Source organism: Streptomyces sp. CC224B, assembly GCF_030010595.1.
Classification (GTDB): Bacteria; Actinomycetota; Actinomycetes; order Streptomycetales; family Streptomycetaceae; genus Streptomyces; species Streptomyces longispororuber.
The window spans coordinates 59,592-85,093 of record NZ_JASCXL010000012.1; the positions used below are offsets into that span (position 1 = coordinate 59,592).

Consider the following 25,502-nt stretch of genomic DNA (forward strand, 5'->3'; position numbering starts at 1 on the left):
GCTGGGGGGCATGGAATACGTCTCCGCGCTCGTGCCCCCCGTAGTGATGGCCGTGTTCTTCATCGGCCTCATCGTGACCATCGTCAAGACGCAGGGCGGCGCCAACAAGGCCAAGGAGGACGCCGCGGTCGACGCGGCGATCACCCGAGCCGAGGCGGCCCGGCAGACGCCCAGGGCCGGCGACGCCTGAGGTCCGGCCACCACCGCTCACCGGCGCCCGCCCCGCACACCCCCGGCGTACGGCTCGCTCACCTCTGCGAGCCGTACGCCCTTTTTGTCCATAAAAAAGACATTAAGCCCGTTACTGCCAGCTGATCCCGGTCTGGCGGGCTCCGGCCCGCTCCGGCCTCCTCCGCCCGGGCCCGCCCCCCATTCCCGGCTTCAGTGACTTGGGTCACTTCTCCCACTATTGTTCTGGTGTGCCTCGCCCCTTGGGAGAACTCGAAGACGCAGTGATGACGCGGGTGTGGAAGTGGAACCGCCCGGTGACCGTTCGAGAAGTCCTGGAAGACCTTCAGCAGGAACGGTCGATCGCGTACACCACTGTGATGACCGTTTTGGACAATCTCCATCAGAAGGGCTGGGTGCGCCGCGAAGCGGAAGGCCGCGCCTATCGATATGAGGCGGTCTCCACCCGCGCCGCCTACGCCGCCGCACTCATGAACGAGGCCTGGTCGCAGAGCGACAACCCGGCGGCCGCTCTCGTCGCCTTCTTCGGCATGATGTCGCCGCAGCAGCGGGAAGCCCTCAGCGACGCGGTCCGCATGGTTGAATCCCACGAGACCCCGGCGGGCACGGCCCTCCCGGCGCCGCCCGAGAACCCCCCGAACCCCGGCGGCCCTGACCGCGCGGACGGGCGATAGCGTCCGCCCATGCCGGCTGAGCACGACGAAGTCCCGGCGGAGCGTGGCGAACTCGCGCCGCTCCGCGACCACCCCGCAAATGCGGTCTCCGTGCGCAGGGCCCGCACCGCCGATGTGCCCGCCGTGCGCGCCCTGCTCGACCCGTACGTCCGCCGGGGCATCCTCCTCGACAAAGCGACCGTCATGCTTTACGAGGACATCCAGGAGTTCTGGGTCGCGGAACGCGGCGCTGGCGGCGGCAAAGCGGGCACGGTGGTCGGCTGCGGGGCCCTGCACGTGATGTGGGAAGACCTCGCCGAAGTCCGCACCCTGGCGGTGAACCCCGAGGTCAAGGGCGCCGGCGTGGGGCGCAGGCTGCTCGGCGAGTTGCTCCGGACCGCGCGTTGGCTCGGGGTCCGGCGCGTTTTCTGCCTCACCTTCGAAGTCGACTTCTTCGCCAAGCACGGCTTCGTGGAGATCGGCGAGACGCCCGCGGATACGGTCGACACAGATGTCTACGCCGAGCTCCTTCGTTCCTATGACGAGGGGGTCGCGGAGTTCCTGGGCCTCGAACGAGTGAAACCGAACACCTTGGGCAACACTCGGATGCTTCTGCATCTGTGATCGTGACCGGGCTATTCCGCGCTGTCACATGCCCAGGTTCCCTATGTCCGAAACGCGCATGTTTCCCGCGATCCCGGGGCACCGGTCTCTCCCAGGGGTTTGTGTTTTCCCAAGAAAAGCGGTTTGCTTTCCGACGTACTGCAGTGCTGCATATAACAGGGGGCGGCGAATCGGCGGCGCACGCCGCGGCGTCCGGCCCTGAAGTTATCGATGAAAGGAAATCCGGTGGCACAGAAGGTTCAGGTCCTTCTTGTCGATGACCTCGACGGCGGCGAGGCGGACGAGACCGTGACGTTCGCGCTGGACGGCAAGAGCTACGAGATCGATCTCACCACCGCCAACGCGGACAAGCTGCGCGGACTCCTGGAGCCGTACCTCAAGAGCGGGCGGCGTACCGGAGGCCGCGCGAGCGGCCGCGGCAAGGGGCGCGCCCCGGCGGCGAGCAGCAGCCAGGACACCGCGCAGATCCGCGCCTGGGCGAAGGAGAACGGCTTCGAGGTCAACGACCGTGGCCGCGTCCCCGCGTCCATCCGTGAGGCCTACGAGAAGGCCAACGGCTGATCACTCGCCCGCCGCAGCCGGACCCGGTGGCACTGCGTTGCCGCCGCGTCCACCAGGCGCCCGAGATCGGAGCCCGCGGCGGAGCCGGAACGGGGGTCGGTTCCGCTGCCGTCGCGTGCCCGCGCCGCCGTCCGCGGCGCCCGGGCCGGCAGTGACGTCAGCGACGGCAGCCCGGCTTCCACCTCGCGTCCGGGCTCCGGGGGGCGCAGCCACACGGCCGCCCCCCGCGAGCCGGCGAGCCCCGGGGGCGTCGGGGCGTCGATCAGGCCGCCCGAGCCGATCGCGGTGAGGTCCAGGGGCACACCGCCCCACTCCAGCCAGTCGAGCAGCCCCGGCAGCTCCTCGGCGCTGCCCGCGGCCACGAAGAGCCCCATGGCCGTGCCGTGCAGGGCCACGGGCGCGTACGGGCCCAGGTGGCGCAGCGTGGCGAAACCGGCCTCGGCCGGCAGTCGCAGCACGTCGAAGCGGACCCCGGTCACCAGCCGGACGGCCGCCCCGGGCGCCGCCCCGGGCGCCACCGGCCAGCCGAGCTCCCGCTCGTACCACCGTCGCACCGGGTCCTCCCACCGCGCGCCGTCGCGCTGCTCGGCCGGCGGCCTGGGGTGCGGAACGCGGGAGAGGGCCATGCCCGGAGCAACCGCCCCGGGCGGACCCGGGTTACGGGCCGCATCACGCAGGGTGCCATCCTGGACGCGTACGGTGGCGAAAACGGGGGCGCGTCGGAGCCCGTCCCGGCGCAAGGGTGTTCGCCCGTAGCGGAGGGAACCGGTGTGCGCCGCATGGAGTGTCCGTGCATACGGGTAAGACATCCCTAGTGGGGAGGGGCGACACGCGGTGTTCAGGCGTCTCACGTTCGCCAACGGCGTACTCATGGCGAGGGTGACTGCCTGGCCTGCGGGAACATCGTCTCGCACCATCGGGTTGGAGCATGTGTCGGCGTATGAGTCAGGAAGCGTTCCCTACCGTAGTGAGGGTGATCCGGACGGGTGTCGGCAGTTGGAATGAGCGGTCCCCGCTTGCGGGACTAAGCTGCGGAAGGACAGGGAGGGGACCGACCCCTTACTGCCTGACCGCTCTGAGGAGCGATTAACGATGTTCGAGAGGTTCACCGACCGCGCGCGGCGGGTTGTCGTCCTGGCTCAGGAAGAAGCCCGGATGCTCAACCACAACTACATCGGCACCGAGCACATCCTCCTGGGCCTGATCCACGAGGGTGAGGGTGTCGCCGCTAAGGCCCTGGAGAGCCTCGGGATTTCGCTCGAGGCGGTCCGCCAGCAGGTGGAGGAGATCATCGGCCAGGGGCAGCAGGCCCCGTCCGGCCACATCCCCTTCACCCCCCGTGCCAAGAAGGTCCTGGAGCTGTCGCTCCGCGAGGCCCTTCAGCTCGGCCACAACTACATCGGCACGGAGCACATCCTGCTCGGCCTGATCCGCGAGGGCGAGGGCGTCGCCGCCCAGGTCCTGGTCAAGCTGGGCGCCGATCTCAACCGGGTGCGGCAGCAGGTCATCCAGCTGCTCTCCGGCTACCAGGGCAAGGAGACCGCCACCGCCGGCGGTCCTGCCGAGGGCACGCCCTCCACGTCCCTGGTCCTCGACCAGTTCGGCCGGAACCTCACCCAGGCCGCTCGTGAGTCCAAGCTCGACCCGGTCATCGGGCGCGAGAAGGAGATCGAGCGGGTCATGCAGGTGCTGTCCCGCCGCACGAAGAACAACCCCGTCCTGATCGGTGAGCCCGGCGTCGGCAAGACCGCCGTCGTCGAGGGCCTCGCCCAGGCCATCGTCAAGGGCGAGGTGCCCGAGACCCTCAAGGACAAGCACCTCTACACCCTCGACCTGGGTGCCCTGGTCGCCGGCTCGCGCTACCGCGGTGACTTCGAGGAGCGCCTGAAGAAGGTCCTCAAGGAGATCCGCACCCGCGGCGACATCATCCTGTTCATCGACGAGCTGCACACGCTCGTGGGTGCGGGTGCCGCCGAGGGCGCCATCGACGCGGCGAGCATCCTCAAGCCGATGCTGGCCCGCGGCGAGCTCCAGACCATCGGTGCGACCACCCTGGACGAGTACCGCAAGCACCTGGAGAAGGACGCGGCCCTGGAGCGCCGCTTCCAGCCCATCCAGGTCGCGGAGCCGTCCCTGCCGCACACGATCGAGATCCTCAAGGGCCTGCGCGACCGGTACGAGGCGCACCACCGCGTCTCCATCACCGACGAGGCCCTGGTCCAGGCCGCCACCTTGGCCGACCGGTACATCTCGGACCGCTTCCTGCCGGACAAGGCGATCGACCTCATCGACGAGGCCGGTTCCCGGATGCGTATCCGCCGGATGACCGCGCCGCCGGACCTCCGCGAGTTCGACGAGAAGATCGCGGGCGTGCGCCGGGACAAGGAGTCGGCGATCGACTCCCAGGACTTCGAGAAGGCCGCGTCCCTGCGCGACAAGGAGAAGCAGCTCCTCGCCGCGAAGGCCAAGCGCGAGAAGGAGTGGAAGGCCGGCGACATGGACGTCGTCGCCGAGGTCGACGGCGAGCTGATCGCCGAGGTCCTCGCGACCGCCACCGGCATTCCGGTCTTCAAGCTGACGGAGGAGGAGTCCTCCCGTCTGCTCCGCATGGAGGACGAGCTCCACAAGCGCGTCATCGGCCAGAAGGACGCCGTCAAGGCGCTCTCGAAGGCGATCCGCCGTACGCGTGCCGGTCTGAAGGACCCCAAGCGCCCCGGTGGCTCGTTCATCTTCGCCGGCCCGTCCGGTGTCGGTAAGACCGAGCTGTCCAAGGCGCTCGCCGAGTTCCTCTTCGGCGACGAGGACGCGCTGATCTCCCTCGACATGTCGGAGTTCAGCGAGAAGCACACGGTGTCGCGGCTCTTCGGTTCGCCCCCCGGTTACGTGGGCTACGAGGAGGGCGGCCAGCTCACCGAGAAGGTGCGCCGCAAGCCGTTCTCCGTCGTCCTCTTCGACGAGGTCGAGAAGGCCCACCCGGACATCTTCAACTCGCTGCTGCAGATCCTGGAGGACGGTCGCCTGACCGACTCCCAGGGCCGGGTCGTGGACTTCAAGAACACGGTCATCATCATGACGACCAACCTCGGCACCCGGGACATCTCCAAGGGCTTCAACCTGGGCTTCGCCGCCCAGGGCGACACGAAGACCAACTACGAGCGGATGAAGAACAAGGTCTCGGACGAGCTGAAGCAGCACTTCCGTCCCGAGTTCCTCAACCGCGTGGACGACGTCGTCGTCTTCCCGCAGCTCAGCCAGGACGACATCCTCCAGATCGTCGACCTGATGATCACCAAGGTGGACGAGCGCCTGAAGGACCGGGACATGGGCATCGAGCTCTCCCAGTCCGCGAAGGAGCTCCTCGCCAAGCGCGGGTACGACCCCGTCCTGGGCGCGCGGCCGCTGCGCCGCACCATCCAGCGCGAGGTCGAGGACACGCTCTCGGAGAAGATCCTCTTCGGCGAGCTGCGTCCGGGCCACATCGTGGTCGTCGACACGGAGGGCGAGGGCGAGACCGCCAAGTTCACCTTCCGCGGCGAGGAGAAGGCCGCGCTGCCGGATGTGCCGCCGATCGAGTCGGCGGCGGGCGGCTCGGGGCCGAATCTGAGCAAGGAGGCGTAGCCCTTCGCGGGCGCGCTTGCGGGGCTGCCCCGGACCGTTTCGTACGGTCCGGGGCAGCCCCGTTTTCCGTTCATGTGGTTATAGCGTTCCAGTAGGAGTTGAGAACCTCGACCTTGGCGTGGGGGAAGTACCGCTGATAGTGGTCGGCGGGCAAGTAGTGGTGGCCCGCTGGTGCGATCACGACCTCGCGTACGTTGGGGAAGACCCCGGCGAGGGCGGAGAGATCTTCAGTGCCGGAGAGTGCCCACAGCCGGAGTGTCTCGATACCGGGCATCTCTGGCGCGTCGTGTAGCTCAGGCAGTACGGGCCGGAACAGCAGGAGGTTGTCCAGGGAGGGGTGACCAGCCAGCTCCTCATAGTCCGGAGCGGCCAGTTCGCATTGCCCCTTGCTCAGGTGGAGGCGTTTCAAGGTGCGCCAGCGTGTGAGGCCTTTCAGGCCGCAGGTGCCGATGGCCCCGGGCTGGAGAAAGAGCGAGTGCAGTGGGGCATCGACTGGTAGCCACTCAGCGAGGTCGCTGCCGTTCAGTGGGTGGCTGATACCGAGTGTGTCCAGCGACGTGAGTTGTTGCAGCCCCGGCAGGGGTCCAGGTTCGCGGCACGGCATCAGTTGCAGCCAGCGCAAGTCCAGCGCAGCCAGTGGCTCCAGATCGATCGATGGGGCGCAGTCGGACAGCGTAAGTGTCTCAAGGTTCCGGATCCGACAGAGGGGGCGCAGATCCCGTAGCACTGGGTTGTCGAAGACGGCTAAGCGCTCAAGAGCGTCTGGATCGACGAAGGACAGCAGTTCCTCGGCGGTATAGGAGCCGGTAAAGCTGACGGCTCGAAGTGGGCCCAACCGCCGCAGTGCTTCTGCTTGCGCCCTGGTCTTGGCGGTGAAAGACGTGCCTCGCTGTACGAGACGCGTGAGCACCTCGTCAGCGAATTCTTGGGTGTCGAAGTCACTCCAGGCGCTGAGCAGTTGGCTGCTCACTCTGCCGTCTTCGTGGTCTCGGTAGCGCTTGAGGACCGGTAAAGCGAACGGACCGCCTACCAGCGTGGCAGTGTGTACTACCCCCAAGGCCTCGTCGTCCGAAAGTCCCTCCGGGCCCGGTAACAGCTCAAGGACCAGGGGGCCCGCCTCTGCCAAGGCGCGGGCCTCTGCTGCCGTGCGGGGTGGTATCAGGCCCGCTGCTCGGGACTCGACCTCCTGGCGTACGGACGGGTCCAGGGTGGTGGCGTCCTCCAGGCAGGCCAGGGCCAGGAGGCTTACGCGGGGGGAAGAGTCCGCCGCCAGGAGGTGGCGGAGGAGGCGGGCGCGTTCTTGGGGGCGGGCGTGGGCCACGGCCATGCGGATGACGTCCTCCCACTGGGGGTCGCCCGCGTGGTGCACGAGGACGTCGAGGTGGCCGTCGGCCACGGCGGCCCGCGCGCCCAGGTAGTCCTGGAAGGTCCGGTGGACGAAGTGGACGACCCCGGGGGCCGGTTCGCGGAGCAGTCCGCTGCGGAGCAGGAGGTGGCGGAAGACGGCTTCGGTGTCGCCCTGCTGCGCCGCTGAGGCGATGTTCGGCAGGGCGCGCTCCAGGAGCAGCAGGGCGCCGTCGTGGTCCATCTCGGTGCGGCCGCTGAGGATCAGGCCGTAGGCGAGGGACTGGAGCAGTTCGAGACGGGCCTCCTCGGTCAGCTCGATGCCGTCGGGGGCGCCCATGCCGCGCTCCCGGTCGCGCCGGGTGAGGAGCATGGACAGCGCCGCGTCGTACAGCTCCTTGCGGCCCTGCGGCAGGAAGCCGCGCCGCTCGCGGTGCAGCGCGCAGATGAGGCCGCACATGAGGGGGTTGGTGGCCATGAGGGCCAGGTCGCGCTTGGTGCGCAGGGCGGTCAGGAGCGTGTCCTCGTAGTCGCGGGCGTCGGCGGCGGCGTGCCAGCGGCGGACGAAGGTGGTGACGTCGGCCCGCTTCATCGGCGCGAGGGTCAGTTCCCGGAAGCCCTGGTCGGCGAGCCAGGTGGGGCGGACGGCGGTGGGGCGGGTGGTGACGAGCCACTGGTTGCCGGGGTAGGCCCGGGTGAGGTCGAGGAGCCAGTCGCGGGTGCGGGTCCGGTCGGCGGCCGGGACCTCGTCGATGCCGTCGACCATGACGAGCCCGCGCCCGGCGGTCAGGACGCGCTCGGCCCAGCCGGGCGGGGCGGTGTGCGGGCAGCTGACGGCGGTCAGGAAGGCCTCGGGGGCGGGCAGGGTATCGGCGCGGACCAGGGTGCGCAGGGGGAGCACGAAGGGGACGGGCGCGCCCTGCCGGGCGGCGGTGACGGCCAGCCACTGGACGAGCGTGGTCTTGCCGGAGCCCGCGTCGCCGCGCAGCAGTACCCGCGCGTGCTCGGCGAGGGCGGCGTCGGCGCGGAGCTGGACGGTGACCGGGCCGCCGTCCGGGAGGCTGTCGAGCCGGTCGTACGCCTGGGTGTCGGCCCCGCTCGCCTCCAGGCTGAGGTACGCGACTTCGAGGGGCCAGCGGTCGGGGGACTCGCGCAGGTCGATGCCGTAGATGGTGATGCGGTTCTGCTTGTCGGCGATGTGGGGGAGGTAGCGGCGCTCGAAGGAGGCGTCCTGGGCGCTGGGGCGGGGGCCCCGCCGGATCAGCTCGTCGACCTTTGCGATGAGTTCGGCCTGCGTACGGCTCTGTTCCACCAGGGTGCGGGCGACGAAGGTGCTGCGCTGGGTGAAGAAGTGCAGGACGTGGACGCACGCCCACTCCGTGACGGAGTCGAGGAACACGGTGGCGTCCGCGGAGAGTCCCACCGGGGCGGTCGAGTGGGTGTGGAGCTTGCGGGCGAGTTCGCGGTGGCCGAGGTGCACGGCTTGGACGTCGTCCATGTCGAGGTCGCCCAGGGCGAGCAGGCGCCGCGCGAGGGCGTCGGTGACGGCGGCCTCCTCGTCGGCGGGGAAGGGCGCCTCGCCCGGCGACTCCACGGCGTGGCGGACCAGCCGGCCGGCCAGCTTCCGTACGCCGCGCTCGTCGAGGGTGCGTCGCTCGCCCCGGAACGAGACGAGGGCGGAGAGGCGGACGGGCCGGTCGGCCAGGCCCGCGCCCGGCCCCTCCCGGACGAACAGCTTCCGCACGAGCGGGACGAGGGCGCTGGAGGCCAGGCGCGTACCGAGGACTGCGGGATCCATGCGCGCTCCCTACCCCTGAGCAACCCCGGAATACGCGCCTCGCGCACGGGGTGCGTCGCGCGGCACCAGGACGGCGCTTTGGAGCACCCGAAGGCGGGAGGAGGCGCCCGGGGGCGCGCACCGAACACCGCACTCTGGGTACCGGGGCCCCTCACCAACACGGGGCCCCTCACCAACGCCAGGCTCATCCCCAACACCGGGCTCATCCCCAACACCCGGGCGCTGCAATGGCGCGGGACGCGCACGGCCCCACCGGCCCCCTACGCGTGCGGGGCGCCGTCGACCGCGCCCACCGCCTCCCGCAGGACACGGGTCAGGTCGGCCTCCGTGGGCAGCAGTTGGCGTCCGCGCGGGGGCAGCGAGGTGTACGTCGCCTGGCCGCTGCTCGTCTCGATGAGGACGCCGATGGTGGGGGCGTCGCGGTCAGGGTCGCGCACCCGCTCGTCCACCGCCCTCACCTGCGTGTCCAGGCGGACCAGATGGGTGGGGCGGGCGGACGTCGTACCGAGGGCGCAGGCGACGTAGCGGCGCAGCGGCAGGTGGTAGAAGAGCAGGTCCACGCGGTGGTACTGGTCGCCGGTGAGCACGGGGTAGCGGCAGCCGACGAAGGCGAAGCCGGTGCCGAGGCCGGTGAGGAAGCGGACCATCCGTGCCGCGATTGACTCCTCGTACGGGGGCTCCTGCTGCCGCTCCGGCTCGTCCAGGCGCAGGAAGTCCAGGCGGTAGGGGTCGCGGGCGAGTTCGTCGAGGGCGGGGGAGCCGTCCGGGAGGGTCAGGTCGTGCGGCGGGAGGGTGCCCGCGCGCGGGGCGCTGCCCTGGGCGAGGTGCAGCCGCTGCCGGATCGCGAGGTCCAGGTGCGCCCGCGACCAGCCGTGGCGAACGGCCTCGGTCGCGTAGAAGTCGCGCTCCGCGCGGGTGTGCAGTTTGTCGAGCAGCACCGTGATGTGGCTCCAGGGGAGCTGGGCGACCGGGCGGTGCGCGATCAGCGCGGGCCAGGTGTGCGCCATCTTCGGCGTCTGCACGAGGTTCCGGTACGAGAAGATCCGCTGCCGGGGGAAGGCGCCGCGCAGGTCCGTGGCGAGCCGCGCCACGGTGCCGGTGCCCCAGCCGTCCTCGGCCTGCCGGGCCAGGATCAGCTTGCCGATCCGCCAGTACATGTGGACGAGTTCGGTGTTCACGGCCCTGCGGGTGCGGAGCCGGGCGCCCTCCGCGGTGGCCTTCGCCTCGGCCAGCAGATCTTCGTACTTGTGCATGGGGCGAGGCTCGCGCAGGCGCCGCCCGGCGGGGGCGGGAATGTTGCGCGGTCATCCGAACGTGTGCGGGGGGGTTTGGGAGTTCGGGGGTGGAGTGGGTGACGGGCCCGCTGGGGACCACCGCTGGACGGTGGTCCCCGCGGTGTCAGGGCGACACCGCCACGTGGATGCGGTCGGGCAAGGCGTCCTGTCCGCGCACGCGGCGGGCGAACACCTCCAGGTACGCGAGCGTGGGGTGGGAGGCCAGCGCCGAGACGTCGACTTCCTCCGTGACGCTCGTGATCAGCAGGGTGTCGAGCGCGGGAAAGAGGCCCAGGACGAGGTGGCTCGTCCTGTCGAAGCGGTCCGGGCAGTGCAAGGTGAGGACGCGGACGGTCGGCAGGCTCAGGCCGGGCGGGGTGTTCGTGAGGCTGGTCGTGGGCAGGAAGAGCTCGGTCAGGCGGGGCAGCCGGGCCAGGGCGCGCCAGTGCGCGGGTGACGCGGGGTACTCGTTGCGCAGGCAGGTGACCGTCTGCAGACTCTGCCAGCGGTCCAGACGGCCCAGGTCCGGCACCTGGCCGTGGAGACTGCCGAGCGTGAAGCTGTGCAGGGGTGCCTCGGCGGGGAACAGGGACAGGCTCCACGGTTCTTCGACGGCGTCGACGTGCAGGTCGGTCAACGCGCCCAGGGCAGTACGCGCCTCGGGACCGAGGCGCCCGGGCGGGACGCCGAGGCGCAGGACGGTGGGCTCACAGACCGTGATCAGGCCCGACGCCGCCTCCGCCGAGACCGTGTCCCGGATGTCCAGTGCCTTCGGGCGCAGACCCAGACGATCCAGCTCGTCGATCTGCTCGTCGGTGTGGAGCGTGACCTGTGTTCTCCCGTCGTCGAGGGGGACGATGACCCGCTCCGCGTACTGGCGGCAGTCGAAACGGTGCCACCCCCACATGAGCTGACTGCGAACGGGAAGATGCGGGTGGCTCACGAAGCGGGCGAGGAACGGAATCGCCGCGTCCGACCCGGCATGCGTGGCCGCGACGACGACGAGGTGGGCCTCGTCCTCCGTCAGCCCCTCCGGCCCCGGCAGCAGATCCAGCACCATCGCCCCCACAGCCCCGAGGTCCTTGGCGGCTTCGACCGAGGAAGGCGGGATCAGCGCCGCCGTCCGCCGCTCCACCTCCTGCCGTACGGCCGGGTCCAGCTCCGCCGCGTGCTCCAGGCACGCCGCGGCCAGCAGGTGGGCCCGCGCCCGGCCCCGCTGGTCCGGGTGCTGGTCCCCGCAGGCCAGCAACTCCCGCAGGAGCTCGGCCCGTTCCCGGGGGCGGGCCTGGGCGACGGCCATGCGGACGACGTCCTCCCACTGGTCGTCGGCCCCGTGGCGGGCCAGGACGCCGAAGTCGCCCTCGTCGACCGCGGCCCGGGCGCCCAGGAAGTCCTGGAAGGTGCGGTGCACGAACTCCACCGTGTCCGCGCCGGGTTCCCGCAGCAGGCCGCTGCGGTGCAGGAAGTGGGCGTAGACGGCGGACGCGTCCCCGAGGACCGCCAGCTCCGGCACCGCGGGCAGCGCGTCGGCGATGAGCGTCTCGGCCCGCGAACGGTCCATCATCGTGCGCCCGTTGCGGATCAGCCAGTACGCGAGCCGCTGCAGGACCTGGAGCTGGGGCTCCTCCCGGATCTCGGGCATCCCCATGTGCCGCTCGCGGTCCCGGCGCAGGAGCAGCATCGACAGGGCCGCCGTGTACAGGTCCTTGCGGCCCAGCGGCAGGAAGCCGCGGCGGTCGCGGTGCAGGGCGCAGACCAGGCCGCACATCAGGGGGTTGGTGGCCAGGCGGCCGAGGTCGGGCTTGGCCCGGACGGCCTCCAGGAGCTGGGTCTCGTACGCCGCCAGCTCCGCGTCCTCCTCCGGGACGCCGGTCCTCGCGGCCGCGTGCCAGCGCCCGATGAACGCCGCGACCTCCGGCCCGCTCATCGGCGCGAGCGTCAGCTCGGTGAAGTCCTCGTCCGCGAGCCAGTCGTCGCGTACGGCCGAGGGGCGGGACGTCACCAGCCAGCGGTTGCCGGGGAAGGCGTCCATCAGGTCCGCCAGCCACGCGCGCGTGCGAGCGCGCTCCGCGTCCGGGACCTCGTCGATGCCGTCGACCAGGAGCAGCGCCCGGCCCGCGCCGAGGACGCGCGCCTCCCAGCCGTCCGGCTGCGCCCCCGCCAGGGGGCAGCCGACGGCGGACAGGAAGTCCTTGGGCACGGGCAGGCGTCCGCCGTGGCGGGTGAGGGTGCGCAGCGGCAGGACGTACGGGACGCGGTCGTGGAGGTAGGCCATCCGGTCGGCGGCGTCCCGGGCCCCGGAGTCCAGGGCCCCGGCGTTCCGGGCCCCCGCGTCCTGGCGGGCGGCGGAGACCGCGAGCCACTGGACGAGGGTCGTCTTGCCGGAGCCCGCCTCGCCGCGCAGCAGGACGCGGTCGTGGGTGGCCAGGGCCTGGTCGGCGGGGCGGGGCGCCGCGTCGAGGCGGGCCTCGAACACCTTGTGCCACTCCTCGCCCACGCGGACGTCCCCCAGGTGCTGCGCGTGCCCCGTCGCGAGCAGGCTCATGTACGCCGCGTCCAGCGGCCACTTCCCGGGGGAGTTCGCCAGGTCGATGCCGAAGATCGTCAGCTTGCCGTGCTTCTTGGTGACGTACTCCAGGTACCGCTGTTCGAAAGCGGCGTCCTCCGCGCCGGGAAGGGGGTCCCTTCTGATCAGCTCGTCAACTTTGGCTACCAGTTCGGCCTGGCGGCGGCTCTGCCGCACCAGGGTGTGGGCCACGAACGTCGACCGCTGGCTGAAGAAGTTCAGGACGTGCAGACAGGTGGTGGTGAGCAGGCGCTCGTAGAAGTACGCGGCGTCCGCCGTCAGGTCGCGCGCCGGGTCCCCGGAGGCCGCGCTCGCGGCCCGGCGCAGGTGGACCGCGAGTTCCTCGTGGCCCAGCTCCACGGCCTCCACGTCGGTGAGCGTGAGGTCTCCCAGGGCGTGCAGGGTGCCGGTCAGGGCGTGCACCACCGCCTGCTCCTCGTCGGCGGGCACGGGACGCTCGCCCGCCCGCACGGCCCGGCGGACCAGTTCGGTGGCCAGCTTCTCCAGGTCGCGGCGCGTGAGCGCCCGGTGCTCCCCCCTGAAGGACACCAGGGAGTCGATCCGTACGGGCCCGTCCACCAGGGCGGCGCCCGGCCCGGGACGGACGAACAGCTTCCTGACCAGAGGGGTGACGACTCCGGACGCGAGACGGATGCCGAGGGCCGCGGGTTCCATGCGCGCGAGCGTAGCGCCGGTCATATCCGGACGGTGATGGATCTTTGCCACCGGTGACATGGGGCACAGGGCATACGTCACATACGACGCGGCTTAGTGGTGGCCATCCGCTCGGCCGTCCACGTCTTCCACCGTGATCGCGGTCTCCGGGCTACGGCCCCTCCTAGTAGAGGCGTGGTTTGAGCGGGAGGCGGAGCGACGGCTACCAAGGGATGGCCGTCCGGTGCGCATCCCCCCCGCGTGCCGGACGGCTTTGCGGATGTCGGTCACGTACGTCCGCGGATTCCGTCTCGTACGTCCCCCAGGGTGTGGCCTCGTCCCCGTGCGGCCGCACCCCAGGCACTCCTGTGCCGCCGCCCCGGAGGTCCCCATGTCGCAGCGCTCGAAGTCCCACCGTTCCGGTCCCGCCCGCCGTCTGCGCGCGGCCGTCGCCGCCGCCGGCGTCGGCGCGGTGACGGTGCTCGGCGCCGGTGCCGCGAGCGCCGCCGTCCAGGCCCCGGCCGCTCCGACCTGGCAGGACCCGGTCGACAAGTACCGCCTCTCGGCGAGCTTCGGCCTCGGCGGCAACCGCTGGGCCCACAAGCACTCCGGCCAGGACTTCGCCGTCCCGAGCGGCACCGTCGTCAAGGCCGCGCACGCCGGCACCGTCGTCAAGGCCGGCCCGAACGGCGCCGGTGACGGCCCCGCCTACGGCAACGCCGTCGTGGTCAAGCACGCCAACGGCCTGTACTCGCAGTACGCCCACCTGTCGCGCGTGGAGGTGCGCGTCGGCCAGGCGGTCGGCAGCGGCCAGCGCATCGCCCTGTCCGGCAACACGGGCAACTCCAGCGGCCCGCACCTGCACTTCGAGATCCGTACGACCCCGAACTACGGCTCGGCCGTCGACCCGGTCGCCTTCCTGCGCAAGCACGGCGTCCGCGTCTGACCCGCCCCCCCCCAGAGCAGGGCGCCCGCGTACTGATCTCCTCCGCGCGCGCCCTGACTCACGCACCGTGGCGCGTCACGTGCCGTGGTGCGCCTGAGTCACCAGATCGATGGCGACCTCGAGGATGGCCTTCCGCTTCTCCTCGGGGTCGCCTTCGGCGTCCCTGAGCACGAACATCCCGCCGTGCATGGTGAACAGCGCGCTGAAGCAGCGCACCTGCGCGGTCATCGGCGTCGCCGGATCGTCGTCCTTGAGGATGTCCAGGAGCGCGAACATGCGGTCCTTGAAGCTCTCGCCGGTCTTCAGGTCGCGCATCGTCGCCTGGTTCTCCTGCATGAAGCGGAACAGGGGCGCGGCGCCGACGAGGATCTCGCTGTAGCGGGTCAGGATCTCCCGCTTGGTGCCGAGCGTGCGGGGCTGTTCCTTGCCCCAGACGATCAGCTCGTCGATGGGGCGGGTGAGGTCCTCGAAGATGCTGGTGAGGATGTCTTCCTTGGTCTTGAAGTGGTAGTAGAGCGCCGCCTTCGTGACCTCCAGGCGCTCCGCGATCTCCCGCAGCGACGTCTTCTCGTACCCCTGCTCGGCGAAGAGTTCGAGCGCCACGTCCTGAATGCGCTGGCGGGTGTTCCCCCGGCGCTGCTGCTTCCCTGTGCCCATGGGGCGATCCTCGCACTCCTCGGCCACCCGGCGGGGACCAGCCCTTTGCCGTCCCTTGGGGCGCGGCCGCCGACCGGCCGACAAACTTACTTGACGCCCGGCTAGTTAACGGTCTACCTTCCCTCAGTGTAGTCAGCTTGCCGGGCGGCAAGTAAGTAGCTCGGCGAGCAGGCCGGGGCACGACGTGGGGAAGTGGGGACCATGGCACGGACGGCCGGGACGCGAGGCGCGGCGGAACCTGAACAGGACGCACAGCATGCACAGGACGCACAGGGTGCGCAGGGTGCACAGGGAGTACGGGCGGAACAGGCGGAGGGCGGGCCGCCGCAGCGCAGCGTCCGGGTCGTCATCTTCGCGCTGATGGTCGCGATCCTCCTCGCGATGCTCGACAACATGATCGTCAGCCCCGCGATGCCGACGATCGTCGGCGACCTCGGCGGCATGGAACACCTGTCGTGGGTCGTCACCGCCTACATGCTCGCGACCGCCGCCTCCACCCCGATCTGGGGCAAGCTCGGCGACCTGTACGGACGCAAGGGCGCCTTCCTCGCGTCCATCGTGATCTTCCTGCTCGGCTCCGCGCTCAGCGGGATGGCCCAGGACATGGGGCAGCTCATCGGCTTCCGGGCGGTCCAGGGCCTCGGCGCGGGCGGCCTGATGGTCGGTGTCATGGCGATCGTCGGCGAACTGGTGCCGCCCCGTGAGCGCGGCAAGTACATGGGCATGATGACCGGCGTCATGGCGGTCGCGATGATCGGCGGCCCCCTCGTCGGCGGCACCCTCACCGACCACCTCGGCTGGCGCTGGGCCTTCTACATCAACCTGCCGCTCGGCGTCGTGGCCCTGTTCATGGTGAGCGCCGTCCTGCACCTGCCGAAGAAGCAGGCCACGGGCCGCATCGACTACCTGGGCGCCGCGCTCCTGACCGTCGGCATCACCTCCTTCGTCCTCGTGACCACCTGGGGCGGCACCGAGTACGCCTGGGGATCGGCCGTCATCATGGAGCTCATCGGGCTCGGCGCGGCCGCGCTCGTCGGCTTCTACTTCGTCCAGACGCGGGCGGCCGAGCCGATCCTGCCGCTGCGCATCTTCCGCAGCCGCAACTTCACGCTGATGTCGGTGATCGGCTTCCTCACCGGGTTCGTGATGTTCGGCGCGATGCTCTTCCTGCCGCTCTACCAGCAGGCGGTGCAGGGCGCCTCGGCCACCAACTCCGGTCTCCTGCTGATGCCGATGCTGCTCGCCATGATGGCCGTCTCGATGGTCGCGGGCCGCGTCACCACGGCCACCGGCAGGTACAAGGTGTTCCCCGTCGTCGGCAGCGTCCTGATCGGCGTGGGGCTGCTGCTCCTCGCGGGGATGGACACCGAGACCTCGCGGTTCACCTCCGGCGTCTACATGGCCGTGCTCGGCGCGGGCCTGGGCTGCCTGATGCAGATCACCATGCTCGTCGCGCAGAACAGCGTCGAGATGAAGGACATGGGCGTCGCCTCCTCCTCGGCCACGCTGTTCCGCACGCTCGGCTCGTCCTTCGGCGTCGCCGTGATGGGCGCGCTGTTCAACAGCCGGGTGCAGGACGAGATGGCCGAGCGCGCCGGTGGAGCGGGCGGCGCGGTCACCGAGAAGTCCGCCCAGCTCGACGCCGCGAGCCTCGCCAAGCTGCCGGAGGCGGCCCGCGAGGCCTACCAGCACGCGGTGACGGCCGGTACGCACGCCGCCTTCCTGCTCGGCGCCGTGGTGGTCGTGGGCGCGCTGGCCGCGGCGCTCTTCGTGAAGGAGACACCGCTGCGGGGCGCCGCGCCCGCGGCCGAGAAGCCGGCCGGGGGCGCGGACGGGGACTCCGCGCGCGGGGAGCGGCGCGAGACGGTGGCAGAGGCCGTCTGACCGCCGGCCCCACCCGGCCCGTACGGCCCCCGGTGCCCGAGGCGTGAGCCTGGGTGCCGGGGGCCGTCGCCGTGGCGCAGAAGTCGTCGCTCAGCGCATGGGCCATGGCACAGGGGCCGTCGTCGTGGCGCCGCGGGCGGCGGGCCGCCGGGCCCGGAATGCCGCGCGGACAGCGGGCCCGGCCGTCCGCGAGGGGCCGTTGTCAGTGGCGCGTGCCAGCATCGGAGGTGTGGAGAGACCACGGCGGCCGGGCGGGCACGGAGGCCGCCGGGCCACGGGACACCCTCACCAGGAGCACACCATGATCAAGGGACTCGCCATCGCCACCGTCTGGGTCCTCGACCAGGACCGGGCCAAGGAGTTCTACACCGAGAAGCTCGGCATGGAGGTCCGTACGGACATGACGCTGGGCGAGGGCGGCATGCGTTTCCTCACCGTCGGCGCCAAGGACCAGCCCGAGGTCATGCTGGCCCTGATGGCGCCGGGCGACGCGGGCACGGACGCCGAGTCGGCCGAGGCGATACGCGGACTCGTCGGCAAGGGCGCGCTGGGCGCGGCCCTGCACACGGACGACGTGCACGGGGACTACGAGCGGCTGAAGGCCCGAGGCGTCGAGTTCCTCCAGGAGCCGCAGGAGCGCCCGTACGGCACCGAGGCGATCTTCCGGGACGACTCCGGGAACTGGTTCTCGCTCACCCAGCAGCGGGAGGGCGAGCTCGACCTGGACAAGGACTGGGGCTGCTGACCCGCGCGCCCAAGGCCCGCGCGCCCAAGGCCCAGGCGCCCGAGGACCGCGCCCACGCGGCCCCGGCGGTCCACGCGGCCCGGGCGCCCGAGCCCCGCACGCCCGCCGCGGGCCCCGCGCGGCGCCCCGTGGCTCACGGGTGGTCGGGCAGCTGGAGCATCGGGTAGCTCCCGGTGTTCGTCGGCGCGTGCTCCGGCAGCCACAGCACCGCCACCGCCCCCTCGGCGGGCACCTCCGCGGACGCGCCCGGCGGGCGGACGTTGCGGAAGGTGAGGCGCGCGCCGAGCACCCGCGCCTGCCCCGCCGCGATGGTCAGGCCGAGGCCGTGGCCGCGCCCCGCCCGGTCCGCGGAGCCGGTGCGGAAGCGGCTCGGGCCCTCGACGAGCAGCGCCTCGGGGAAGCCCGGGCCGTGGTCGCGCACCCGCACCACGCGGCCCTCGACGCTGACCTCGATGGGCGGCTTGCCGTGCTTGGCGGCGTTGGTGACGAGGTTGTGCAGGATGCGCTCCAGGCGGCGCGGGTCGGTGGTGACCTCCGACTCGTGCACGACCGTCACGGACACCTCGGCGCTCAGCAGGGCCATGCGCCGGGTCACGAACTCGCCGAGCATGATGTCCTGCAGCTCGGCGCGCTCCGACGCGGAGTCGAGCCGGGCCACCTCCAGGACGTCCTCGACGAGCGTGCGCATCGCCTGCGCGCGGTCCTTGACCAGCTCGGTGGGGCGCCCCGGCGGCAGCAGCTCGGCCGCCGTGAGCAGCCCGGTCACGGGGGTGCGCAGCTCGTGCGCGATGTCGGCGGTCACCCGGCGCTCGGCCTCCAGGCGCTGCTTGAGCGCGTCCGCCATGGCGTCCACCGCTCGCGCCAGGTCGTCGGTCTCGTCCCGTACGACACCGCCGATGGCCTCGCGCACGGACACGTCGGTCTGGCCCTGGGCGACCTCGCCCGCGGCCGTCGCGGCCTTGCGCAGGCGGCGCGCCATCTGGCCGCCGATGAGCACGCCGATCGCGCAGCCGCCGAAGACGACCGAGATGGAGCCGATGACCAGGGCCTGGTCGAGATCCTTCATGATGGCGGTGGAGCGGTCGTTGAAGCGGGTGTGCACCGACAGGACGTGCCCGTTGCTGAGCGGCACGGCGGCCCAGATGTCGGGGACGCCGGAGTCGTGCTCCTGGACGTAGGTGGCGCGGCGCCCGCTGAGGACCTTGCGGCGCAGCTCGTCGGGGAGCCGCGGGTCGTCGACCTTGGCGCCGTAGATGGTGCTGGTGGTGGTGCCGCGCGAGGCCTCGAAGTTGCGCTGCGCGATCTGTACGCGCTCGTCCTGGAGGTCGCGGGCGTTGTCGAGCATGGACACGTTCGCGGCGTTGTGCACGACGAGGCTCAGGGCGATCGCGACGAGCGCGCCGACGAGCCCGATCGCGGCGGCGATCTTCCACCGCACGCCGGTGCGCAGCCGGGGGCCGACCGACCTGAGGAGCCTCTCGCGCAAGCCGCCGCCCCCGCGACCGCCGCCCCCGCCCCGGCCACCGCGGTCACCGCGGTCACCGCGGTCACCGCGGTCGGCGTAGGCACCGCGCCCGCCGGAACCACCGGGGCGTCCCGGCCCAGCCGGCCCGCTCAGCCGACTCAGCCGCGCCCACCGGCCCGTACCGCCGGACCCCGACCCCGATCCCGACCCGGACCCGAGCCAGGACCTCGACCCGGACCCACCGGACCCACCGGCCCCGGCCCGGAACCCACCGGACCCGGACCCGGACCCGTCACGGTCGCCGGACCGCGCCGTCGCGCTCATCTCCGCCCCCTGTACCACCCGCCCCGCCGCGGCAGCGGCCTGCGGTGCCCCCGCGGGCAGCCCTTCGTGTTGTCGCATGCGGCGAGCTCACGCCCTGAGCTTGTAGCCGAAGCCGCGGACCGTCTCGATGCGGTCCTGGCCGACCTTCGTCCGCAGCCGCTGCACATGGACGTCGACGACCCGGGTGTCGCCGCCCCAGCCGTAGTCCCACACGCGCTCCAGGAGCTTGTCGCGGGACAGGACCGTACCGGGAGCGGCGGAGAACTCCAGGAGCAGGCGCATCTCGGTCGGCGTCAGGGCGACGGGCCGGCCGCCGCGGCGCACCTCCATGCCCTCGGTGTCGATCTCCAGGTCGCCGAAGGTGAGCACGCCCCCGTCGGTGCCGCGCTGCTCCTGGCCGGCGGGCGCGGCCGCGCCGGAACCGCTGGCGTGCCCGAAGCGGCGCAGGACCGCGCGGATCCGGGCGACCAGGACGGCGCCGTCGAACGGCTTGGTCACGTAGTCGTCGGCGCCCGCCTCCAGGCCGAGCACGACGTCGATCGAGTCGGCCCGCGCCGACAGCATGATGACCGGGACCGTGGACTCCTCGCGGATGCGGCGGCACAGCGAGACGCCGTCCATGCCCGGCACCATCACGTCGAGCAGCGCGATGTCCGGCCGGTCGGCCCGGAACGCCTCCAGGCCCGCGATGCCGTCGGGCATGGCGGTGACCACGAAGCCGTCCCGCTCCAGAGCGAGCTGCGTGGCTTCGCGGATGACGTCGTCGTCCTCGACGAACAGGACATGGGTGTGTTCTGCCATCGGGTGCTCTCAGTTCAAGGGTCTCGGGGTGGACGGAGGTCGGTGGTCAGCTCGGCCTGGGGCTCGCGCTGTCGCCGCCCACCGCGCTGCTGTAGTTGTTGCGGACGCGGCCCCGCTCCTTGAAGCGGTCCGACGCCCACCGGTACGTGATGACGTCCTCACCGGTGGGCTCCGCCTCCGGGCTGTCCTCGCCGTACAACTGCTTGCTGACGACCAGGTCCCCGCGGTCTATCTCGGCGTAGACGGGAGGCTGCTCGTCGGCGAAGACATTCTCGTACGACTTCCCGTCCGGGCGGTACACATAGCTGCCGATGCCGACCGCGTCGCCACAGGTCAGCACGTTGACCACCACATCGGATGAGGACGCTCCGGTCAGGTTGCCGTACGAGACGTCCACCGGGTACTCGTCCTCGACGCACGGTTTCAGATCGCGCTTCACGGCCAGGCTGACCTTCGGGTCGTCCTTGACGAGGCGCACCGCGTCGACGTTCTTGGGCGCGGGCGACGGGGCCGCCGACGGCGACGCCGAGGCCACGGCACCGGCGCGCGCCGGGCCCTCGTCCCGCGTGCCGGAGCCGCCCGCGGAGCAGCCCGTCCCCACGAGCAAAAGGCCGAGGGCGGCGAGCACGGCCACCGCCGTACTCCCCGCCTTCCGCCGTGAAGTCGCTGTTCTGTCTCGTCCCGGCCGACCGGCTCGGCCGGTCCGGCAGGCCCGGGCGCTCAGGCCGCGCAACGCTCCCGCTCCTCACGCTCGAACGCGCGCGCATCCAGGTCGCGGCTCTCCAGCTCCTGGCGGAGCCGGGCCAGCGCCCGGTGCAGCGTGCTCTTGACCGTGCCGGCCGACATGCCGAGCGCGGCGGCCGTCTCCTCGGTGGACATCTGCTCCCAGTGTCGCAGCACGACCACGCTGCGCTGCTTGGGGGCGAGCACCTTCATGATGTCCATCAGCAGGGCCCGGTCCGCGTGCTGCTCGGTGGAGTCGTCCACACAGGCGTCCGGAAGCTGCTCGGTCGGCACCTCTTCGAGCTTGCGGGCGCGCCACCACTCGGTCCGGGTGTTGATCATGACGCGGCGCAGGTAGGCGTCCGCGAGCCGCTTGTCGGCTATGCCGTCCCAGCGGCCGTACGTCCGCACGAGCGCCGTCTGCAGCAGGTCCTGCGCGTCCACGGGGTCCGGAACGAGTCGGCGGGCGCTGCGCAGCAGGGCGTCCTGCCGTGTGCGGACGTACTCTTCGAACTCGAGCACCTCGCCGTGCGCCATACCCAACCGCCTCCGTTCCCGTTCGTCCCCGGTTCGCTGCCGACCGCGATGCCTTGCCTGTGCGGTACAGACATGAAGGTACGGAGGCGTTGTCACGGCGCTGTGCGGAGCAGCCAGCGGCGGACGCACGGCTGTACGTCGGTTGTGTAACAGAAGTAGGACAGGCGTAAAACAGCAGTTCAGTGTGGGTGGGGTTGCCCGTTTTGTCAGTCCGGGGCGATGTTACGGAGCCGCTGAGGCCCGGCTCCCCGGTACGTCCCCACCACGTTCTGGGTACGTACACGTACACGGACACGGACACCGGGGCCCGGGAGAACTCCCCGGACCCCGGTCGAGGTCCCCGGCCCGTCGCGCGGGCCCGGGCTCAGGTCAGCGGCAGCCGGTACGACCCGTCGGGCAGCGGCTCCACCAGACCGTCGGCGACGAGCCCGTCCAGCGCGCGGGCACGCTGCACCGGTTCGTCCCACACCCGGTCCAGGGCGGCCTGGGGCACCGGGTGCACGGCCTCCCGGAGCACCGCGAGCAGCTTGCCGCGCACCTGCCGGTCCGTACCGGCGTACGTCTGGCCGCGGCGCGCCGGGCCCTCGTGCGCGGGCTTGCCCGCGGCCAGCCAGGCGCAGTGCTCGGCGATCGGGCAGCGCCCGCAGTCCTCGTTCCTGGCCGTGCACACCAGCGCGCCCAGCTCCATGGACGCGGCCGCCCAGCGCGCGGCGGTCGCCTCGTCCTCGGGCAGCAGCGCGCGGGCCAGCTTGCGCTCGGCGGCGGTGGTGGCGTTCGGCGGGTACTGCACGCCGGTCACCGCCCGTGCGAACACCCGCCGTACGTTCGTGTCGAGCACGGCGTGCCGCTGCCCGTACGCGAACGACGCCACGGCGGCGGCCGTGTACTCGCCGATGCCCGGCAGCGCGAGGAGCTGCGCGTGCTGCGTCGGTACGTCGCCGCCGTGCCGCTCCGTTATGGCGACGGCCGCGCCGTGCAGGCGCAGCGCGCGCCGCGGGTAGCCGAGCCGGCCCCAGGCGCGCACGGCCTCACCGGGCGCCTCCTTGGCCAGGTCGGCCGGGCGGGGCCAGCGGCTGATCCACTGCTCGTACACGGGCAGGACCCGGCTGACAGGCGTCTGCTGCAGCATGAACTCGCTGACCATGACCCCCCAGGGCCCGGCGTCCGGACGGCGCCAGGGCAGGTCGCGCGCGTGTGCCTCGAACCAGGCGATGACGGGGGAGTGGAGACGGCTGACGGCGGGGTCGGCGGCGAGTGCGGTGGGCATGCCCACGATCCTGCCACGCCCGGGGTTTTCGGGCGGGGCGCCTTACCGGAGTGCTGGGTTTCTCACCCACCCGCCCGCCCGTGGCTCCCTGCTTCGGCTGCCCGGCCCCGGCGCGTGGCGCTGCGGGTGGTCTTTTGGCTGTCCGTCAGAGCTTCTCCCGCCCGCCCACCCGTCTCTCCGTGGCTTTGGCTGTCCGGCCCTGGCGCGTGGCGCTGCGGGTGGGGTTTTGGCTGTCCGTCAGAGCTTCTCCCACCCGCCCACCCGTCTCTCCGTGGCTTTGGCTGTCCGGCCCCGGCGCGTGGTGCCGCGGGCCGGACCCTGTCGATCGGCAGGTCCGGGGGCCCGGCCGGGGGCAGTAGCGTCGGTGGGGTGATCCGCCGACGCTCTCAGGACGCCCTGCTGTGGCTGGCCCTTGCCGTGCCCGCGGCCTCGGCCGACGCGATCGGGCTGAACGAGCCGCGCACCGCCTGGCAGCAGTGTGCGGGCCTGGCCGCCCTCGCGGTCGCCGCCGCGGTCTGGCGCCGCCGCCCCGCCCTGGCGTTCCTCCTCGCGGCCGCCCCCGGCGAGGCCGCCGCCCCCTCGCTGTTCACGGCCTCGTACGGGATGGCCCTCGCGGCCTTCGCGTTCCTGCTGGGCAAGCAGGGGCCGCGGCTCCGGCCCGCGCTGCTCGCGTTCGCCGCGGTCGCCGCCGCGGGCACCGTGAAGATCGCCGTCCGGGACGTCGACCCGGTCGTGGAGTGGCTGGTCCTGACGGCCACGCTGCTGTTCGGCGCGGTCTTCCCGTGGCTCGGCGGCCGCTACTGGCGGCAGAGCCGCGCCCTGACCGCGGCGGCCCTCGCCCGCGCCGACCAGCTCGAACGCGAACAGCGGATCGTCGCCGACCGGGCCCGGCTGCGCGAACGGGCCCGCATCGCCCAGGACATGCACGACTCGCTCGGCCACGAGCTGAGCCTCATCGCGGTGCGCGCGGGCGCCCTGCAACTGGCCGCCGACCTGCCCGAGCACCACCGGGCCGCGGCCGGTGACCTGCGCGCGGCCGCCGCCGACGCCACCGACCGGCTGCGCGCGGTCATCGGCGTCCTGCGCGACGAGGGCGACGAACCCGCGCCGCTCGCCCCGCCCGGCGAGACGGTGGCCCAACTGGTCGCGCGGGCCGCCGAGTCCGGCCTCGACGTGCGGTACACCGCCACCGGCTCCGGCGCGCCGGAGCCGACGGAGCGCCTCGCCCACCGCGTCGTCCAGGAAGCCCTCACCAACGCGGCCAAGTACGCGCCGGGCGCCCCCGTGACCGTCGCCACGGCCCACGACGGCGCCCGTACCACGATCACGGTCACCAACGGCCCGGCCCCCGGCGCCGCCGCGCCCCCCGGCGGCGGCTCCGGACTCGCCGACCTGCGCACCCGGCTGACGTCCCTGGGCGGCACGCTGGAGGCGGGGCCACACGGCAGCGACCCCCACGGCAGTGGTCCGGACAGCGGGGGTTTCCGCGTCCGTGCGAGCATCCCGGCGGACGTGACCGCCCCGGCGGCCCCCGTGGACACGGCCGCGGCCCGGCCCGCCGACCCGCCGCCACCGCCCTCCGGGCACCTCGCGCACGCCCGCCGTCGTACCGTCCTCGCGTTCGGGGCCGCCGCCGCGACCGGTGCCGTGCTGGTCGCGGGGGCCTTCGGCTGGTACGCGTACACCGAGGCGCACTCCGTCCTGGAGCCCGCCGACTTCGCGGCCCTGCGCGTGGGCGCCCCGCAGGCCGAGGCCGCGGCCGTGCTGCCGGAGCGGAGCGTGGCCGACCCGCCCGCGGACCGGGCGCCGACCCCGCCGCCCGCCGGCGCGACCTGCCGCTACTACCGCTCCAGCGGCCGCCTCTTCACCTCCTCCACGCACTACAGGATCTGCTTCGAGAACGGAAAGCTCGTGGACAAGACAGTGATCCCCAAGGCCGGTACGGACCGCGACGGCCGGGCCGACCGGCACCACCAGGAGGAGGCGGGGCAGCGGTGAGCGGGGGCATCCGTGTGCTGCTCGCCGACGACGAGGCGATGATCCGCGCCGGGGTCCGGGCCATCCTCGGCGCGGGCGACGGCATCGAGGTCGTCGCCGAGGCCGCCGACGGCCGCGAGGCGGTCGACCTGGCCCGGGCGCACCACCCCGACGTGGCGCTCCTGGACATCCGCATGCCCCGCCTCGACGGGCTCGCCGCGGGCGAGGAGATCGTCCGGGCGCTGCCGGGTACGGCGGTCGCGATGCTGACGACGTTCTCCGAGGACGCGTACGTCGCCCGCGCGCTCGGCGGCGGCGCCACCGGCTTCCTGCTGAAGTCCGGCGACCCGCACGAACTCATCGCGGGCGTACGGGCCGTGGCGGGCGGCGCCGCGTTCCTGTCGCCGAAGGTGGCCCGGCACGTCATCGACGGGCTCGGCGCGCGGCGCATCGGCCGCGAGGCGGCCGCCCGTACCCGCGTCTCCGCCCTGACCCCGCGCGAGCGCGAAGTCCTCGGCCTGGTCGGCGCGGGCCTGTCCAACCCGGAGATCGCGGCGCGGCTGCACCTCGTGGAGGGCACGGTCAAGGCGTACGTGAGCGCGGTCCTCGACCGGCTCGGGGTCAAGAACCGCGTCCAGGCAGCGATCGTCGCGTACGAGGCGGGGCTCGTCACGGACGACGAGGCGCGGCCGGCGCCGGGCACCGCGCGCTGAACTCCCGCGTCAGGGGCGGTGCGTGGGCGGCTGCGCGTGGTCGCCGTACTCGTCCCGGCGCGGCTGCGCGTAGTGCCCCGCGCGCGGGTCCCCGTACGACTGCCCCTGCTGAGCCTGGGCTCCCTGGTCTCCCTGGGCTCCCGGGTCTCCCTGATACCCGTGGTGCGACGAGTACTGCTGGT

General features: G+C 72.3%; 20 protein-coding genes. 10 read left to right on the forward strand and 10 right to left on the reverse strand.

Features of this window, described 5'->3' with window-relative positions; genetic code table 11:
• Window positions 1–10 precede the first annotated feature (10 nt).
• The 4 genes from QK440_RS07415 (at window position 11) to QK440_RS07430 (ending at window position 2,027) form a co-directional block, all read left to right on the forward strand.
• Window positions 11–190, forward strand: coding sequence for a hypothetical protein (locus QK440_RS07415; protein ID WP_190138152.1), 180 nt, complete (start codon window positions 11–13; stop codon window positions 188–190).
• A gap of 229 nt (window positions 191–419) precedes the next feature.
• Window positions 420–863 (forward strand): BlaI/MecI/CopY family transcriptional regulator, encoded by a 444-nt coding sequence (locus QK440_RS07420; protein WP_282792173.1) that lies wholly within the window; start codon window positions 420–422, stop codon window positions 861–863.
• A gap of 9 nt (window positions 864–872) precedes the next feature.
• Window positions 873–1,466 (forward strand): amino-acid N-acetyltransferase, encoded by a 594-nt coding sequence (locus tag QK440_RS07425; protein ID WP_282792174.1) that lies wholly within the window; start codon window positions 873–875, stop codon window positions 1,464–1,466.
• A gap of 225 nt (window positions 1,467–1,691) precedes the next feature.
• Window positions 1,692–2,027, forward strand: a complete 336-nt coding sequence (locus tag QK440_RS07430; RefSeq protein WP_190138155.1) for an Lsr2 family protein — start codon at window positions 1,692–1,694, stop codon at window positions 2,025–2,027.
• Here QK440_RS07430 and QK440_RS07435 read toward each other — a convergent pair.
• Window positions 2,006–2,653 (reverse strand): SCO3374 family protein, encoded by a 648-nt coding sequence (locus QK440_RS07435; protein WP_282792175.1) that lies wholly within the window; start codon window positions 2,651–2,653, stop codon window positions 2,006–2,008. The genes QK440_RS07430 and QK440_RS07435 overlap by 22 nt on opposite strands.
• Window positions 2,654–3,119: 466 nt before the next feature.
• On the opposite strand from QK440_RS07435, the gene QK440_RS07440 reads away from it, so the two are divergent.
• Window positions 3,120–5,645: an ATP-dependent Clp protease ATP-binding subunit gene (locus tag QK440_RS07440; protein ID WP_282792176.1), complete on the forward strand. Its 2,526-nt coding sequence runs from the start codon at window positions 3,120–3,122 to the stop codon at window positions 5,643–5,645.
• A gap of 70 nt (window positions 5,646–5,715) precedes the next feature.
• Here the strand turns inward: QK440_RS07440 and QK440_RS07445 are convergent, their stop codons facing one another.
• The 3 genes from QK440_RS07445 to QK440_RS07455 all read right to left on the reverse strand — a co-directional run bounded on the left by QK440_RS07445 (window position 5,716) and on the right by QK440_RS07455 (window position 13,302).
• On the reverse strand, window positions 5,716–8,787 hold the full coding sequence (locus QK440_RS07445) for an NACHT domain-containing protein (protein ID WP_282792177.1): 3,072 nt from the start codon (window positions 8,785–8,787) through the stop codon (window positions 5,716–5,718).
• Between the two features lie 260 nt (window positions 8,788–9,047).
• Window positions 9,048–10,040 carry a PDDEXK nuclease domain-containing protein gene (locus QK440_RS07450; RefSeq protein WP_282792178.1) on the reverse strand — a complete coding sequence of 331 codons (993 nt, stop codon included), beginning with the start codon at window positions 10,038–10,040 and terminating at the stop codon, window positions 9,048–9,050.
• Window positions 10,041–10,185: 145 nt separating this feature from the next.
• Window positions 10,186–13,302 (reverse strand): NACHT domain-containing protein, encoded by a 3,117-nt coding sequence (locus QK440_RS07455; RefSeq protein WP_282792179.1) that lies wholly within the window; start codon window positions 13,300–13,302, stop codon window positions 10,186–10,188.
• A gap of 370 nt (window positions 13,303–13,672) precedes the next feature.
• On the opposite strand from QK440_RS07455, the gene QK440_RS07460 reads away from it, so the two are divergent.
• Window positions 13,673–14,227: a M23 family metallopeptidase gene (locus tag QK440_RS07460; protein ID WP_282792180.1), complete on the forward strand. Its 555-nt coding sequence runs from the start codon at window positions 13,673–13,675 to the stop codon at window positions 14,225–14,227.
• A gap of 75 nt (window positions 14,228–14,302) precedes the next feature.
• Here the strand turns inward: QK440_RS07460 and QK440_RS07465 are convergent, their stop codons facing one another.
• Window positions 14,303–14,884 carry a TetR/AcrR family transcriptional regulator gene (locus QK440_RS07465; RefSeq protein ID WP_282792181.1) on the reverse strand — a complete coding sequence of 194 codons (582 nt, stop codon included), beginning with the start codon at window positions 14,882–14,884 and terminating at the stop codon, window positions 14,303–14,305.
• Window positions 14,885–15,085: 201 nt separating this feature from the next.
• On the opposite strand from QK440_RS07465, the gene QK440_RS07470 reads away from it, so the two are divergent.
• Complete coding sequence (locus QK440_RS07470; RefSeq protein ID WP_282792182.1) at window positions 15,086–16,768, forward strand: MDR family MFS transporter; 1,683 nt, start codon at window positions 15,086–15,088, stop codon at window positions 16,766–16,768.
• Between the two features lie 301 nt (window positions 16,769–17,069).
• Complete coding sequence (locus tag QK440_RS07475) at window positions 17,070–17,513, forward strand: VOC family protein (protein WP_282792183.1); 444 nt, start codon at window positions 17,070–17,072, stop codon at window positions 17,511–17,513.
• Window positions 17,514–17,646: 133 nt separating this feature from the next.
• Here QK440_RS07475 and cseC read toward each other — a convergent pair whose 3' ends face one another.
• The 5 genes from cseC to QK440_RS07500 form a co-directional block, all read right to left on the reverse strand.
• Complete coding sequence (cseC, locus tag QK440_RS07480; RefSeq protein ID WP_282792184.1) at window positions 17,647–18,999, reverse strand: two-component system sensor histidine kinase CseC; 1,353 nt, start codon at window positions 18,997–18,999, stop codon at window positions 17,647–17,649.
• A 390-nt stretch (window positions 19,000–19,389) separates the two neighbouring features.
• The gene (gene cseB / locus QK440_RS07485) at window positions 19,390–20,103 is read right to left on the reverse strand and encodes a two-component system response regulator CseB (RefSeq protein ID WP_282792185.1); all 714 of its coding nucleotides are present in this window, start codon (window positions 20,101–20,103) and stop codon (window positions 19,390–19,392) included.
• A 46-nt stretch (window positions 20,104–20,149) separates the two neighbouring features.
• Window positions 20,150–20,737 carry a hypothetical protein gene (locus QK440_RS07490; protein WP_282792186.1) on the reverse strand — a complete coding sequence of 196 codons (588 nt, stop codon included), beginning with the start codon at window positions 20,735–20,737 and terminating at the stop codon, window positions 20,150–20,152.
• 86 nt (window positions 20,738–20,823) lie between these two features.
• Window positions 20,824–21,363 carry a SigE family RNA polymerase sigma factor gene (locus QK440_RS07495; protein WP_282792187.1) on the reverse strand — a complete coding sequence of 180 codons (540 nt, stop codon included), beginning with the start codon at window positions 21,361–21,363 and terminating at the stop codon, window positions 20,824–20,826.
• Window positions 21,364–21,727: 364 nt separating this feature from the next.
• Complete coding sequence (locus QK440_RS07500) at window positions 21,728–22,630, reverse strand: A/G-specific adenine glycosylase (RefSeq protein ID WP_282792188.1); 903 nt, start codon at window positions 22,628–22,630, stop codon at window positions 21,728–21,730.
• Between the two features lie 369 nt (window positions 22,631–22,999).
• On the opposite strand from QK440_RS07500, the gene QK440_RS07505 reads away from it, so the two are divergent.
• Window positions 23,000–24,628, forward strand: coding sequence for a histidine kinase (locus QK440_RS07505; RefSeq protein WP_282792189.1), 1,629 nt, complete (start codon window positions 23,000–23,002; stop codon window positions 24,626–24,628).
• 38 nt (window positions 24,629–24,666) lie between these two features.
• The gene (locus QK440_RS07510) at window positions 24,667–25,320 is read left to right on the forward strand and encodes a response regulator transcription factor (protein WP_282792212.1); all 654 of its coding nucleotides are present in this window, start codon (window positions 24,667–24,669) and stop codon (window positions 25,318–25,320) included.
• Window positions 25,321–25,502 lie beyond the last annotated feature (182 nt).